10 protein-coding genes are annotated in these 13,875 nt (G+C 69.4%); 2 read left to right on the top strand and 8 right to left on the bottom strand.

From position 1 onward, the window contains the following. Positions 1-60: 60 nt before the first annotated feature. The 4 genes from AACH00_RS18515 to AACH00_RS18500 form a co-directional block, all read right to left on the bottom strand. Positions 61-2,082, bottom strand: a complete 2,022-nt coding sequence (locus tag AACH00_RS18515) for a M61 family metallopeptidase (RefSeq protein WP_341400665.1) — start codon at positions 2,080-2,082, stop codon at positions 61-63. 73 nt (positions 2,083-2,155) lie between these two features. After that, positions 2,156-4,084: a PhoX family protein gene (locus AACH00_RS18510; protein ID WP_341400664.1), complete on the bottom strand. Its 1,929-nt coding sequence runs from the start codon at positions 4,082-4,084 to the stop codon at positions 2,156-2,158. Positions 4,085-4,172: 88 nt separating this feature from the next. After that, a complete protein-coding gene (locus AACH00_RS18505; protein WP_341400663.1) occupies positions 4,173-5,378 on the bottom strand; it encodes a CaiB/BaiF CoA transferase family protein in 1,206 nt (401 codons plus the stop codon). Then, on the bottom strand, positions 5,375-6,262 hold the full coding sequence (locus AACH00_RS18500; protein WP_341400662.1) for a 23S rRNA (adenine(2030)-N(6))-methyltransferase RlmJ: 888 nt from the start codon (positions 6,260-6,262) through the stop codon (positions 5,375-5,377). The genes AACH00_RS18505 and AACH00_RS18500 overlap by 4 nt, the downstream gene beginning before the upstream one ends. A gap of 60 nt (positions 6,263-6,322) precedes the next feature. Here AACH00_RS18500 and AACH00_RS18495 point away from each other — a divergent pair, with 60 nt between their 5' ends. Together AACH00_RS18495 and AACH00_RS18490 are read left to right on the top strand one after the other, a co-directional pair. Next, the gene (locus AACH00_RS18495) at positions 6,323-7,426 is read left to right on the top strand and encodes an alkene reductase (protein ID WP_341400661.1); all 1,104 of its coding nucleotides are present in this window, start codon (positions 6,323-6,325) and stop codon (positions 7,424-7,426) included. A 357-nt stretch (positions 7,427-7,783) separates the two neighbouring features. Then, the gene (locus AACH00_RS18490; protein ID WP_341400660.1) at positions 7,784-10,378 is read left to right on the top strand and encodes a S8 family peptidase; all 2,595 of its coding nucleotides are present in this window, start codon (positions 7,784-7,786) and stop codon (positions 10,376-10,378) included. Positions 10,379-10,485: 107 nt separating this feature from the next. Here AACH00_RS18490 and AACH00_RS18485 read toward each other — a convergent pair whose 3' ends face one another. From AACH00_RS18485 to AACH00_RS18470, 4 genes are read right to left on the bottom strand one after another with little or no spacing between them, the layout of a single operon-like run. Continuing rightward, on the bottom strand, positions 10,486-11,058 hold the full coding sequence (locus tag AACH00_RS18485) for an MOSC domain-containing protein (protein ID WP_341400659.1): 573 nt from the start codon (positions 11,056-11,058) through the stop codon (positions 10,486-10,488). Next, entirely contained in the window at positions 11,000-11,347 is a 348-nt protein-coding gene (locus AACH00_RS18480) for a hypothetical protein (RefSeq protein ID WP_341400658.1), read from the bottom strand. The genes AACH00_RS18485 and AACH00_RS18480 overlap by 59 nt, the downstream gene beginning before the upstream one ends. Before the next feature lie 42 nt (positions 11,348-11,389). Continuing rightward, on the bottom strand, positions 11,390-13,318 hold the full coding sequence (feoB, locus tag AACH00_RS18475) for a ferrous iron transporter B (protein ID WP_341400657.1): 1,929 nt from the start codon (positions 13,316-13,318) through the stop codon (positions 11,390-11,392). Then, a complete protein-coding gene (locus AACH00_RS18470) occupies positions 13,302-13,544 on the bottom strand; it encodes a FeoA family protein (protein ID WP_341400656.1) in 243 nt (80 codons plus the stop codon). Before AACH00_RS18470 ends, feoB begins: the two co-directional genes overlap by 17 nt. Between the last annotated feature and the right edge of the window lie 331 nt (positions 13,545-13,875).

Genomic DNA, 13,875 nt, shown 5'->3' with positions numbered 1-13,875 from the left:
AGAAGCGGCTGACGTTACATCAAAGCCAGCCAGTTCCTGCTACACATTCGCCCCGCCTCGTCAGGCCCCCGGTGCGCGCGCCGCGTACACGCCGGAGAGCAGATCCGACTGCGCCGCCACCCGCTCCAGCGCCGGGTAGCGCAGACCGCTGGTCACTGCCGGCATGGCCTCGAAGTAGCGGTCGCCGTCCTTCAGCCACAGGCGCAGGGGTGTCGGGGCGCTTCGACTGGCCTCCATGTCAGCCACCGCCTGCGCCAGCCGGTCGGGCTTGTAGCCACGGCCATTCACGGCCAGCAGCACCATGCCCGGCGCCAGCTCGGCGCGCCAGGCCGGGCTGTCCCACATCACGTTCACCAGCTTGCCGTCCGAGGCCACACGCAGGCCGAGCGAATGCGCCAGGTCTTGCGGACGCTCATTGCCGTTCGGGCCTGACCAGCCGCGCTCATGCTGCGCGAAGCGGCTTTCCTCGGCGTGCCACACCAGGCGCCAGCCGGCGTTGGCCAGCACCTGCGGGGCGGCTGCGGCCAGGTTGGTGCGGTCCAGACGCTCCCGGAAAAACGCCTGCCAGTCAATGGGCAACAGGCGCTGCAGCGCTGCCACCACGTCATCGAGCTGGTAGGTCATGGGCAGCACGCGGCCCGCGGCATCCCTTGGTGCCGGCCGCCCGAAAAACGCGCGGCCGACATCATCGAGCGAGACGCCGCCGCGGCCCTGCCGACGCAGCAGCAAGTCCACCTCCAGCCACAGCAGCTGGCCTTCGTCGTAGTAGTCGGCCGTGCGCTGCCAGTCTTCCCACTCGGCGGTGTGGCCGGGGCCCAGGCGCGGCTCGGCGGTGGTGTCTTGCAAGGAGCGCCAGGCGCGGCCGCTGCGGGCCTGCCACTCGGCCAGCGTCCAGGCCAGGCGGTCGCGGGCCTGCTCGGCAGTGGTGAGGCCGGCACGGGCCGCCAGCACATGGCCCCAGTACTGCGTCAGGCCCTCGTAGACCCACAGCAGCGAAGTGCCCATGGGCGTGTTGTAGTGCGGCACCCAGAGATCGGCCGGGCGCTGCGCCTTGCCGTTCCACGCATGCACGAACTCGTGCGGCAGCAATTCGCGGCCGCGGATGGCGGCGTCCCACTCGTCGAAGTAGTCAGGCGCCAGCGCGTTTTCACTCGACTCCTGGTGCTCCAGGCCAATGCCGCCGAACTCATCGGACAGCGCCAGCAGAAAGTCGTAGTGGCGCCACGGGCGCTCGCCACCGAACAGCGCGTCCGCCTGCTTCACCAGCGCGCGGTGGGCGTCCAGCTGCACGGCGCTGGCCTGCAGCGCCTTCGGATGATCGGCCACCAGGTTCAGCCACACGGCGCGCGGCGTGCCGGGCGCATCCAGCGCGATGCGGCGGGTGTGCAGGCCGGCGAACAGCGGCGCGTCGATCAGCGCCTCGGCCGTCGTCGTTGCAAAGGTGTGCAGGCCCTGGGCATCGGCACTGGCCAGCTCGCCCGTGGGCGCACGCAAGGCCGTGAGCGCGGTCCAGCCCGGCGGCAGGCGCAGGCGGGTGCGCACCGGCAGCGCAGCCACGGGCCAGTCTGCCGGCAGCAGCAGCACGGTTTCCCATTCAATGCCCAGCATCTGTCGGGTGATGCTCAGCCGCTCGCCGCCCGGCTGCACCGGCGCCAGGTACTGGAAGGACAGCTGCAGCTGCTGCGCCCCGGCGGGCAACTGCACCTGGAAGACGTGGGTATCGAGCGCATCGCGCTGCCAGGCCAGCGGGCCGGCCTCGGTGCGGCAGCGCAAGCCCGCCAGGCGGCTCACGTCGCCATAGGGCCCGTGAGCGCCGGGCAGGAAGCGGGGGTAGGCGAGGCGCAAGGTCTGACCAGCCTGTGCGGTCAGATGCGCCACAGGCACCGTCAACTCGGCGCGCAACAGGCGCCGGCTGAGGTCAGTGGCATCCACCTGCAGCTGCAGCTCACCGGGCCAGAGGGCGGTGGGCGCTAGTGCTGATGATGTGGCAGCCGGAAGGGCAGCCGCCGACCCCGCCGCCCAGGCGCTGGGGCCGGCGCCCACCATCAGGCCCGTCAGGGCCAGCAGATCTCGACGCAACATGACGCTGGAGGCAATGGATGCGGTAGTGGCTGACCCACCGCACCATACCGCAGCAGCATGTTCAAGCGCTGACTCAGGTGCCGATGATGCCTCCGTCGTCGCGGGTGATGACCAGCGTGGCCGAGCGCGGGCGGCCGGCGCGGTCCGGCCAGCTCGAGATCTTCATCGGCTGGCGCGGGTCGCTGCGCTCGGTCGGCGATTCGCCCGGGTGCTGGATGTTCACGAACAGCGCGCGCAGGTCGCTGGTCATGGTGATGCCCGTCAGCTCGCAGCCGGCCGGGCCGACCAGGAAGCGGCGGATCTCGCCCACCGTCGGGTCGCAGGCCAGCATCTGGTTGTTGGGCAGATTGACGTAGTCGTTCTTGCCCAGCGTCGAGGTGGAGACGTCGGTCTGGATCCACAGCACGCCGCGCGGGTCGACCCACAGGCCGTCCGGGCTGCCGAACACGTCGCCGCGGATGTTGCCCTTGGCACCTTCGCGCGAGAGGCTCGGATCACCGGCCAGCACCAGGTGGTCCCAGGTGAAGGTGGCGGCGTTCAGGTCGCCCTTCTCCTGCCAGCGGATGATCTGGCCCATGGTGTTGTTGGCACGCGGGTTGGCGGCGTCCATGTACGGACGGCCCGGCTTGCCGCGGTCGCTGTTGTTGGTCAGCGTGCAGTAGACGGTCTTGGTGATGGGGTCGATCGTCGTCCACTCGGGGCGGTCCATCTTGGTGCCGCCCAGCAGGTCGCTGGCCTGGCGGGCCTTGATGAGCACTTCGGCCTGGTCGGCAAAACCGTTGGCCACCGTCAGCGGGCCCTGGCCATGCACCAGCGGCAACCAGGCGCCGGTGCCGTCCACATCGAAGCGGCCGACAAACAAGGTGCCGTGGTCAAGCAGCTCGCGGTTGGCGGCGGCGCCACCGGGCTGCATCTTGTCGCGGCTGACGAACTTGTAGATGTACTCGAAGCGCGCGTCTTCACCCATGTAGACCACGGCATGGCCTTCGGCCGTCAGCGCCACGGCGGCGCCTTCGTGGGCTGCGCGGCCCATGGCGGTGCGCTTGATGGGGGCCGCGTCGGGGTTCTGCGGGTCGATCTCGACCACCCAGCCAAAGCGGTTGGATTCGTTCGGGTGGCGCACGGCGTCGAAGCGCTCTTCGAACTCGTGCCAGCGGTAGAAGCCGCCGCCCTTCTTGATGCCCCAGCGCGCATGGTGCGCATCCGGCTTCTCGGCGCCTTCGAAGTAGTTGGCGAAGTTTTCTTCGCAGGTCAGGTAGGTGCCCCAGGGCGTGTAGCCGTTGGCGCAGTTGTTCAGCGTGCCGAGCACGTTGCGGCCCGAGGGATCAGCAGCCGTGCGCATCAGCGCGTGGCCAGCGGCCGGGCCCTGCACCACGCACGGCGTGGCGGCGGTGATGCGGCGGGCATAACGCGACGGCAGCACCTGGGTGACGCGGCCGTCGGCCTGGCGTTCCACCTCGATCACCGACACGCCGTGGGCGGCGATGGACTTGCGCACCTTCTCGGCCGACCAGTTGTCCATGCCGTCGGCATGCAGCAGGCCGTCATCGGTGTATTCGTGGTTCATGGTCAGCAGGCCGCGGCGCGCGCCGTCGAGGCTGAACCAGGCCATGCCGTCGTGGTGCATGCCGCCTTGCAGGGCCTGGTCGGCCGCGCTGTTGCCGCCGTCCGGGCGGAACGCCGGCATCTGGCCGGGCACGCCCACCGGGTCACCCCAGCGGAACAGCACACGGGCGGTGTAGCCCGGGGGCACGGTCACCGTGTCTTGTGCAGCCATCGGCACCGAGGTGAAACCGATCTGGCGGCCCAGCGAGGCCGGGTTGGCGCCAGTGGCCGATCCGGTGGTGGCGCAACCCGCCAGCGCACCGCCGCCCAGCAGGGCCACCAGCGACGAGGCCAGGCCGCCACGCAGCAGCACCCGGCGCTGGGCGTCCATCACGTCATGGATCGTAGGGTTGGACGAGCGATTGGAATCTTCCATCGCTGCAAAAGACTTGGCCATGCGCTTGCGCTCCGGTGAATGCACGAAATATTGCTAGGAGACAGGATGCCGCAAATCCGTGAAAGTGCCGTGACAGCCGGCCACCTGCCTATTTGCGGCCGAGCACCTCTTGGGTGTGCTCGCCAAGTGCGGGCGCCGGGCGGAACAGGCCGCCGGGCGTCTCGCTCAAGCGCGGCACCACGCCGGGCACATCCAGCGCCAGGCCGGTGGCCGTGACGATGCGCTGGATCATGCCGCGCGCCTGGAAATGCGGGTCGGCGGCAATGTCGCGCACGGTGTAGATGCGACCGACCGGCACGCTCACGGCCTGCAGGGTGCTCACCACGTCGTCAACATTGCGGGCCACCGTCCACGCCGTGATGGCCGCATCGATGCGGTCCACCTGCGCGGCGCGGCCGGCATTGCTGGCCAGCGCCGGGTCTTGCCCGAGGTCATCGCGGCCGATGGCCGACATCAGGCGCTTGTAGATGGAATCACCATTGCCGCCGATCACCACCTGGCCGTCGGCGCAGCGGTAGGCATTGCTGGGTGCGATGCCGGGCAGCGCCGAGCCCGCCGGCTCACGCACGGCGCCGAACGCGCTGTACTCGGGCAGCAGGCTTTCCATGCAGTTGAAGACGGCCTCGTACAGGGCCACGTCCACCACCTGGCCACGGCCGCGCGGGGCCTCGGGCGACACCGACTGGCTGCGCGCCTGCAGCGCCAGCAGCACGCCGATCACGCCGTGCAAGGCCGCCAGCGTGTCGCCCAGGCTGACCCCGGCGCGCACCGGCACGCGGCCGGGCTCGCCCATCAGGTGGCGCAGGCCGCCCATGGCTTCGGCCACCACGGCGAAGCCGGGCAGATCGCGGTAGGGGCCGTCCTGGCCGTAGCCGCTGATGCGCAGCATCACCAGGCCCGGGTTGGTGCGCAGCAGCTCGTCCGGCCCCAGGCCCCACTTTTCCAGCGTGCCGGGCTTGAAGTTCTCGATCAGCACGTCGGCGTCGTCGATCAGCGTGCGCACGGCCTCACGGCCTTCCGGCGTGCGCAGATCAAGCACCACGCTGCGCTTGTTGCGGCTCTGCACCTGCCACCACACGCTCGTGCCTTCGTGCAACATGCGCCACTGGCGCAGCGGGTCACCGCCGGGCTGCTGGCCGCTGGCGGGCGGCTCGATCTTGATGACGTCAGCGCCAAAGTCGCCCAGCGTCTTGCCGGCGAACGGGCCGGCAATCAGCTGACCAAGCTCCAGCACCTTCAGGCCGGCGAGCGGACCGGCAGCACGCCGGTCATCAGGCAAGCCCTGCGGGGTCACGCCGGTTGCTCTTCGATCAGGTAGCTGGCGCCATCGAACTGGGCCAGCGCGTCCACCAGGAACGGCAGCTCGGCGGCCAGCGTCTGGTGCAGCGTGTACGGCGGGTTGATGATGAACATGCCGCTGCCGGTCAGGCCGAAGCCGCGCTCGTCGGGCTGGCTCACCGTCATGCGCACATGCAGCCAGCCCTTCGGGGCCAGCGCCATCAGCCGCTTGGGCAACTGGGCCGCCTCGACGCGACTGACCTGCGGGTACCAGACCATGTAGACGCCTTCGGCGAAGCGGGCGACCGCCTCGCGCATCGACGCGATGACCTTGCCGTAGTCGGCCACCAGCTCGTACGACGGGTCCATCAGGGTGACGGCGCGGCGCGGCGTGGGCGGCAGCTGGCCCTTGAGGCCGGCAAAACCGTCTTCATTGAGCACCTGCACCTGGCGCTCGCCGCCAAAGTGGGCGGCCAGCGTGCGGGCATCGGACGGGTGCAGCTCGAACAGGCGCATGGCCGAGCCACGCGGCATCAGCAGGCGGGCGATCGACGGCGAGCCGGGGTAGAGCGCCAGCGGCGGGGTCATGCCCTTCTCCAGCTGAGGCGTGACGCCGTTTTCGTCGGGCTGCAGGTTGAAGGTCTGCACCAGCTGCACGAAGTCAGCCAGCGCCGGGGGCAGGTCAGGCCGGCTCCAGAGCTGGTTGATGCCTTCGCGGTACTCAGCCGTTTTCTGGGCCTGCGCGCCCTTGAGCAGGTAGCCACCGGCACCGGCATGGGTGTCGATGTAGCGGAAGGGCTTGTCCTTGCCCACCATGTAGCGCAGGACCTGGGTGAGCACCAGATGCTTTAGCACATCGGCGTGGTTGCCTGCATGGAAGGCGTGGCGGTAGGCCAGCATGGCGGGGTCTTTCAGATCAGATCAATCCCGCACTGTACCGGTACGAGTACGCTTTGCGTCATGAGCACACTTTTCTCTCCCCTTCAGGTCGGCGACATCGCCGTGGCCAACCGCATCGTGATGGCACCGCTGACCCGCAACCGCGCCGGCGCCGGCCGCGTGCCCACCGACCTGATGGTCGAGTACTACCGCCAGCGCGCCAACCCGGCCACCGGCGCCGGTCTGATCATCACCGAAGCCAGCCAGATCAGCCCGATGGCCCAGGGCTACCTCGACACCCCGGGCATCTACAGCGCCGAGCAGGTGGCGGGCTGGAAGAAGGTCACCGACGCGGTGCATGCCGAAGGCGGCAAGATCGTGATCCAGCTCTGGCACGTGGGCCGCATCTCGCACAGCTCGCTGCTGCCTGATGGCGCAGCCCCGGTGTCGTCGAGCGCCAAGCCCGCCAACAGCAAGACCTTCATCACCGGCGGTTTCGCCGAGGTGTCGGCACCGCGCGCGCTGGCCACCGAGGAGATCGCCGGCATCGTCAATGACTACCGAGTGGCGGCCCGCAACGCCATCGAAGCCGGTTTTGACGGCGTCGAGATCCACGCGGCCAACGGCTACCTGATCGAGCAGTTCCTGCGTGACTCGGTGAATGACCGCACCGACGCCTACGGCGGCTCCATCGCCAACCGTGCCCGCTTCCTGCTGGAAGTGGCCGAGGCCGTGACGGCTGAAATCGGCGGTGGCCGCACCGGCATCCGCCTGTCGCCCATCACCCCGGCCAACGACTGCGGCCAGGACAGCAATGCCCAGGCCCTGTTCGACCACGTCGCCCGTGGCCTGCAACCGCTGAAGCTGGCGTACTGCCATGTGGTGGAAGGCTCGACCGGCGGCCCGCGTGACCTGAGCGACCAGGGCGTGGCCCCGTTCAACTACGCCGAGATGAAGTCGGCGTTCGGCGGCGTCTGGATGGTGAACAACGGCTACAACCGCCTGATGGCCGATGAGGTGCTGGCGAGCGGCGCGGCCGATCTGGTGGCCTGGGGCCGCCCGTTCATCGCCAACCCTGACCTGGGCCGCCGCCTGCGCGAAGGCGCCGAGCAGGCCAAGGTGAACTTCGCGACCTGCTACGGCGGTGGCGCCGAGGGCTACACCGACTATCCGGCCCTGGCCTGACGCCCTGCCCCTGCGGCCCGCGGCACTGCCGCGGCCGCCCGCCCTTCGCCGGCCCCTTCTCGGGGCCGGAACCGTTTTGGGGCGCCCTTCTTCGCGCTTTTCTTCGCACCGGCGCCGAGCAGCGCCCGTGGCACCGGGCGCACAGCCCGCCCCCGAGATTACCCGGCTTCCGGCTGATCCTTGGGGTTAGCCCGATCGCCGCCTCGCGAGGACTTCCGCACAGTCCGGGCATCGTTTTCAGACGTTAAGAAATGTGTCGACAGGCACTGTTCTTGCGAACGGAAACGGTGGTGTGCCAGAAGCACACGCATCCGTGAGGCCGACCCCCGCCTCACCAACCCATCAGGAGTCCCGCAAGTGAAGTTGATCCGTTTGACGATGGTGGCCAGCGCTGTGGCCGCAATCATGGCGGCCGGCATGGCCCCCGCCCACGCCGCCGTGCAGCAGCTGCCAGTGAGCGCGAATGAAGCTCCGAACCTCTGGTTCGTCGAGTTCAACAGTGCCCCCACCACCGAAGGCACCGATGCCGCCAAGGTGCAAGGCGAGCATGCCGCCTTCAAGAAGGCCGCCGCCGCTGCCGGCGTGAAGTTCAAGACCCGCCGCGCCTTCAACACGCTGTTCAACGGCCTGTCGGTGGAAGTGTCGCCGGCCGAGCGCCTGAAGCTGGCCCGCGTGGCTGGCGTCAAGGCGCTCTACCCGATGATGGTCTTCCAGGCCCCCAATCCGGTGAAGTCTGACGGCAGCAACGAGGCCAACATGGCCACCGCCCTGGCCATGACCGGCGCGGACGTCGCCCAGAACACCCTGGGCCTGAGCGGCAAGGGCGTGAAGGTCGGCATCATCGACACCGGCGTCGACCTCGACCACCCGGACCTCGGCGGCACCGGCGTGCAAGGCGCCTCCGTGCTGCCCACCAGCCGCGTGAAGTACGGCTACGACTTCGTCGGTGACGCCTTCAATGCCGACCCGAGCAGCGCCGCCTACAACCCCGTCACCACCCCTGACGACAACCCTGACGACTGCGCCGGCCACGGCACGCACGTCGCAGGCATCGTCGGCGCCAGCGGCGCCATCAAGGGCGTGGCCCCGAACGTGACCCTCGGCGCGTACCGCGTCTTCGGCTGCGCCGGCAGCACCACGGCCGACGTGATGATCGCCGCCATGGAACGCGCCCTGGCCGACGGCATGCAGGTCATCAACATGAGCATCGGCTCGTCGTTCCAGTGGCCGGAATACCCGTCCGCCAAGGCGGCTGACCGCATGGTGCGCAAGGGCATGATCGTCGTGGCCTCCATCGGCAACAGCGGCACCAGCGGCCTGTACGCCGCAGGCGCTCCGGGCGTGGGCAAGAACGTCATCGGCGTGGCTTCCTACGACAACAGCCATGTGGTGCTGCGCCAGTTCGGCGTCACCGGCAGCAGCGGCCTGGTCGGCTTCTCGGACGCCACCGGCGCCCCGGCAGCCCCGACCTCCGGCGGCGCGCTGATGGCCCGCACCGGCACCACCACCACCGCCAACGACGCCTGCGCAGCCCTGCCCGCCGGCAGCCTGACCGGCAAGATCGCCCTGATCCGCCGCGGCACCTGCGGCTTCTACGTCAAGGCCACGAACGCGCAGGCCGCGGGCGCTGTCGGCGTGGTGCTGTACAACAACGCTGCCGGCCCGCTGAGCCCTTCAGTAGTCGGCAGCCCTGCCATCACCATCCCGGTGGTCGGCGTGTCTGACGTCTTCGGCGCCAGCATCGACACCGCCCTGCAGGCCGGCGACGTGACCCTGACCTGGGCCAACACCACGGGCAGCTACCCCAACCCGACGGGCAACCTGATCTCCAGCTTCAGCTCCTACGGCCTGGCCGCAGACCTGAGCCTGAAGCCGAACATCGGCGCCCCGGGTGGTCTGATCAACTCGACCTGGCCGCTGGAGCAAGGCGGCTACGCCACGCTGTCGGGCACCTCGATGTCCTCGCCGAACGTGGCCGGCACGGTGGCCCTGCTGCTGGAAGCACGTCCGGGTCTGAGCCCGGCCGCGGTGAAGGAGCGTCTGCAGAACTCGGCCGATCCGAAGATGTGGAGCGGCAACCCGGCTGCGGGCTTCCTCGACATGGTGCACCGCCAGGGCGCCGGCATGACCGACGTGGTGGGCGCCGTGCTGCAGACCACGACCATCAGCCCGAGCGAGCTGGCCCTGGGTGAGAGCGAAGCCGGCCCGGCCACGCGCACCCTGACGCTGCGCAACACCAGCAAGACCTCGGTGACCTACACGCTGAGCCACACCGGCGCCCTGTCCACGGGCCCGAACAGCTTCACGCTGGCGTTCTCGGGCACTGGCGCCACCGTCAGCCTGAGCGCCACCAGCGTGACCGTGCCGCCCAAGGGCACGGCCACGGTGGACGTGACGATCACGGCACCGGCGGCGCTGCCTGACGCCAGCATCTACGGCGGCTACATCGTGGCCACCTCGACGCTGGACGGCAAGGTGCTGCGTGTGCCGTACGCCGGCATGAAGGGGGACTACCAGTCGAAGGTCGTGCTGACCCCGACGGCCAACGGCTTCCCGTGGCTGGCACAACTGGTGGGCAGCAGCTACCAGAACCGCGCCACCGGCGGCACCTTCACGATGGCCAATGGCGACATCCCGTACATGCTGATGCACTTCGATCACCATGCACGCCAGGTGCGCCTGTCGGCCTATGACGCCAACACCGGCAAGTCGTGGTTCACGGTCTCGAAGGACAACTTCCTGCCGCGCAGCTCGACCGCCACGGCGTTCTCGGCCTTCCAGTGGGACGGCCGTGTCGTGCGCGGCGACAGCGCACCGATCACCGTGCCGAACGGCCAGTACGTGATCAAGGTGGAAGTGCTGAAGGCCCTGGGCGACGAGACCAACCCGGCGCACTGGGAAACCTGGACGACCCCGGTGATCACCATCGCCCGTCCGGTGCCGGGCGTCTGACGCCCCCGTGAGCAGACGGGCGTCGCGAGGCGCCCGTTCTGCCACTCACCCTCAACCCCCGCCGGCCTGCTTGGCCCGCGGGGGTTTTTCATTGCCGCGGATCGCCCTCAGCGGCGGCCCATGCGGTCGCGGAAGGCGTCGGGCAGGCTGAGTGCGCGGTCGCCCGGCACCAGCGTGAAGCTGTCGCCGGACTGCACCTGACCGGGCTTGAGCACGGCGAGGTAAGTGCCGCAGTAGCCCGACTCGGCCATCAGCTTGGCGGCCTTGGAAAAGCCCATCGCCGCATTGAACTTGAAGCACGGCTCGCGGGGCTCGCTCACCACCAGCACGCCGCCGTCGGCGAACACCAGCTGGTCGCCCAGCCACAGGTCGCGTTCGGTCATGCCGTCGATGGTCAGGTTTTCGCCCAGCAGGCCGGGCGGCACGTCGGCATCCCACGAGGCGGCACGGGCCTGCGCCCGCACCGTGCGCCAGAACGGCAGGTGGGTGGAGAAGCAGGCGTACACCGCCTTGCGCAAACCGCCGTGCACGCTGCGGTCCGCCTGCTCGTCACCCGCCAGACCCATCGGGCCGTAGGCCACCGGGCCGGTTTGCGGCACCTTGCCGATCGCCGTCAGGACCTCACGGCCGTTGATGTTCACCGGCTTGGCGGTGGCCACGTTCACGCTCAGGATCTTCATGGCCGGATTGTGAGCGAGCCGGCGCCGGCCTGCGCGGATGCAGGGTGATGACCTGCACCGCGGCACCCGATGTTGACGACTTCGAAGCCCCGGCCGGCGGCCCGTCGCAGCCGTCACAGCCACAGGCGCCGCCCCGGCGCGCCGCGCGTTGCAGCCAGCCCATGCCGGCCAGTTGCGGCACGCTCAAAGCCCGGTTGGCGACGCGGCGGCGCCAGGAGACCGGCATCAATGCCCAGGTGGCGTAGCAGGCGCAGGCCAGCACGATGGCGGCGGTGAGCAGGGCTTGCATGGGGGTGTGGGCGGCGTCGTCGGGTGGTCGTTGATCAGCGGCTCAGCCGCCCAGCCACAGCGTGACGCGGTAGGTGACAAACGCCGCGCCGTACGCCAACGCGAACAGGTAGGTCGTCATCAGCAGCGGATAGCGCCAGGAGTTGGTTTCGCGCTTGACGGTCGCCAGCGTCGAGATGCACTGCGGCGCAAACACGAACCACGCCAGCAGCGCGTAGGCGGTGGCCAGCGACCACTGCTGCGCGATCACCGGGCTCAGCGCTTCGGCCACGCCATCGTCGGAACCCGACAAGGCATACACGGTGCCCAGCGCTCCCACCACCACCTCGCGCGCAGCCATGCCGGGCACCAGCGCGATGGCGATCTGCCAGTTGAAGCCGATCGGTGCCACCAGCACTTCCAGCGCATGGCCCAGCTGGCCGGCGAAGCTGTACTGGATGGCCGGGCCGGTGGCGCCATCGGGCGGGCCGGGCCAGGTGGAGAGAAACCACAGCAGCACCGTCAGCGCAAAGATGATGGTGCCCACGCGCTGCACGAAGATGCGGGCGCGCTCCCACAGGCCCAGCGCCAGGCTGCGCAGGCTGGGCAGGCGGTAGGGCGGCAGCTCCAGCATCAGCGGCTGGTAGCTGCTCTTCATCCACACCCGCTTGAGCAGCCAGGCCACGCCGCAGGCGCTCAGCACGCCGGCCACGTAGAGCGCGAACAAGGTCAGACCGCGCAGGTTGAACCAGCCCACGCTGCGGTCGGGCACGAAGGCGCCGATGAGCAGGGCGTACACCGGCAGCCGGGCCGAGCAGGTCATCAGCGGCGCCACCATGATGGTCGCCAGGCGATCACGCCAGTTCGAGATGCTGCGCGTGGCCATGATGCCGGGCACGGCGCAGGCGAAGCTCGACAGCAGCGGGATGAAAGCGCGCCCCGACAGGCCGACGCGACCCATCAGAGTGTCAAGCAGGAAGGCGGCACGCGGCAGGTAGCCCGAGTCCTCGAGCACCAGGATGAAGGCAAACAGGATCAGGATCTGCGGCAGGAACACCAGCACGCCGCCGGCCCCGGCGATCACGCCGTCGACCAGCAGGCTGCGCAGCGGGCCCTCGGCCATCGCGCCCTGGGTGAACTCGGCGAGCGCCGCCATGCCGTCCTTGATCAGGTCCATCGGCCAGACGGCCCAGGCGAACACCGCCTGGAACATCACGAACAGCAGGCTGGCCAGCAGCAGCAGGCCCCACACCGGGTGCATCACCCAGCCGTCGAGGCGGTGGTGAAACCGGGCGCTGCCCGCGGTCGACATCACGCCGGGCGCCACCACGGCGAGGATGCGTCGCACCTCGCGCTGGATGGTTTGTGCGTCAGTTGGGGCCGCTTTTCCGCCATCCACCGCCGCGGCCTGCGGCCAGGCCGGCAGGCCGAGCGAGAGTTGCGCCAGCAAGGCCTGGTGGCCGTTGTGCTTCACGCCCACGGTTTCCACCACCGGGCAGCCCAGCTCGCGCGAGAGCGCCGCCACGTCGATGTTGACGCCGCGGTGGCGGGCGGCGTCCATCATGTTCAGGGCCACCACCATCGGCCAGCCGCGCTCGCGCATTTCCAGCACCAGCCGCAGGTTCATGCGCAGGTTGGTCGCATCCACCACGGCCACCACGCCGTCGGGTGCGGGCTCGTCCGCCCGACGGCCTTCCAGCACTTCGAGCGTCACGGCCTCATCAGGCGTGGCGGGGAACAGGCTGTAGGTGCCGGGCAGGTCGACCACCGCCACGCTGGTGCCATCACTCAGGCGGGTCCAGCCGGTCTTGCGCTCCACCGTGACGCCGGCGTAGTTCGCCACCTTCTGGCGCGCACCGGTCAGCAGGTTGAACAGCGCCGTCTTGCCGCAGTTCGGGTTGCCCACCAGCGCCAGCACGGGCGCGCGGCCCAATGCGGCGGCCTGGGCGTGCAGGCCGCCGAGGTGGTCGGCCTGATCAGGCGGGCGTGACATCGACACAGGCGGCCTCCACACGGCGCAGGGCAAACAGGGTGTCGCCGACCAGCACGGCCAGCGGCTCGCGGCCGCCCGGGCCACGGTGCATCACGCGCACCGGCTCACCGGGCAGAAAGCCCAGCTCTGCCAGGCGCCGCAGGGTGGCGGCGTCGATGTCGGCAGCGCCACTGCGAAGCAGATTCACGGTGGCGAGCACCCCGTTGGGCAGGTCGGCGAGCAGCATGGTGGTGGCAGAAGAATTTAAATGCGATTCTGTCTCATTTAGATTGCGGCGGTTTGATCCAGGCCAAGGTCGCCTCGTCATGCATCTGGTTATTCCGGATTTGCATACTTTTACCGGGGTTGTTCCAGCACGCCGGGTTACGGCGCCGTTACACTGAAAACGGCGTACCGCCGGCGGCTTTTCATGGGCGATCCCCACAAAAACACCCCGTGGCACCACCGTAACCCTGCACCCGGGTTGTGTTCGTTCTCCCGCTCTCCGTGCCACGGCATTGGGCGAGCCCCGCACCCCCGCGAGGCTCGCCCAATCCCGTTTTATTTTTTGATGATTG

This window comes from Ideonella margarita, from assembly GCF_038066635.1.
GTDB classification, from domain to species: domain Bacteria; phylum Pseudomonadota; class Gammaproteobacteria; order Burkholderiales; family Burkholderiaceae_C; genus Ideonella; species Ideonella margarita.
Note: the sequence above shows the minus strand (reverse complement) of the source record. Positions and strands in the feature narration are given on the sequence as shown.

What these genes read in the sequence shown, in the direction of transcription:
- AACH00_RS18480 (WP_341400658.1), bottom strand. Translation starts at nt 11,347, where the DNA reads ATGCAAGCCCTGCTCACCGCCGCCATCGTGCTGGCCTGCGCCTGCTAC.
- feoB (WP_341400657.1), bottom strand. Translation starts at nt 13,318, where the DNA reads ATGTCACGCCCGCCTGATCAGGCCGACCACCTCGGCGGCCTGCACGCC.
- AACH00_RS18500 (WP_341400662.1), bottom strand. Translation starts at nt 6,262, where the DNA reads ATGCTGGCCTACCGCCACGCCTTCCATGCAGGCAACCACGCCGATGTG.
- AACH00_RS18515 (WP_341400665.1), bottom strand. Translation starts at nt 2,082, where the DNA reads ATGTTGCGTCGAGATCTGCTGGCCCTGACGGGCCTGATGGTGGGCGCC.
- AACH00_RS18495 (WP_341400661.1), top strand. Translation starts at nt 6,323, where the DNA reads ATGAGCACACTTTTCTCTCCCCTTCAGGTCGGCGACATCGCCGTGGCC.
- AACH00_RS18470 (WP_341400656.1), bottom strand. Translation starts at nt 13,544, where the DNA reads ATGCTGCTCGCCGACCTGCCCAACGGGGTGCTCGCCACCGTGAATCTG.
- AACH00_RS18485 (WP_341400659.1), bottom strand. Translation starts at nt 11,058, where the DNA reads ATGAAGATCCTGAGCGTGAACGTGGCCACCGCCAAGCCGGTGAACATC.
- AACH00_RS18510 (WP_341400664.1), bottom strand. Translation starts at nt 4,084, where the DNA reads ATGGCCAAGTCTTTTGCAGCGATGGAAGATTCCAATCGCTCGTCCAAC.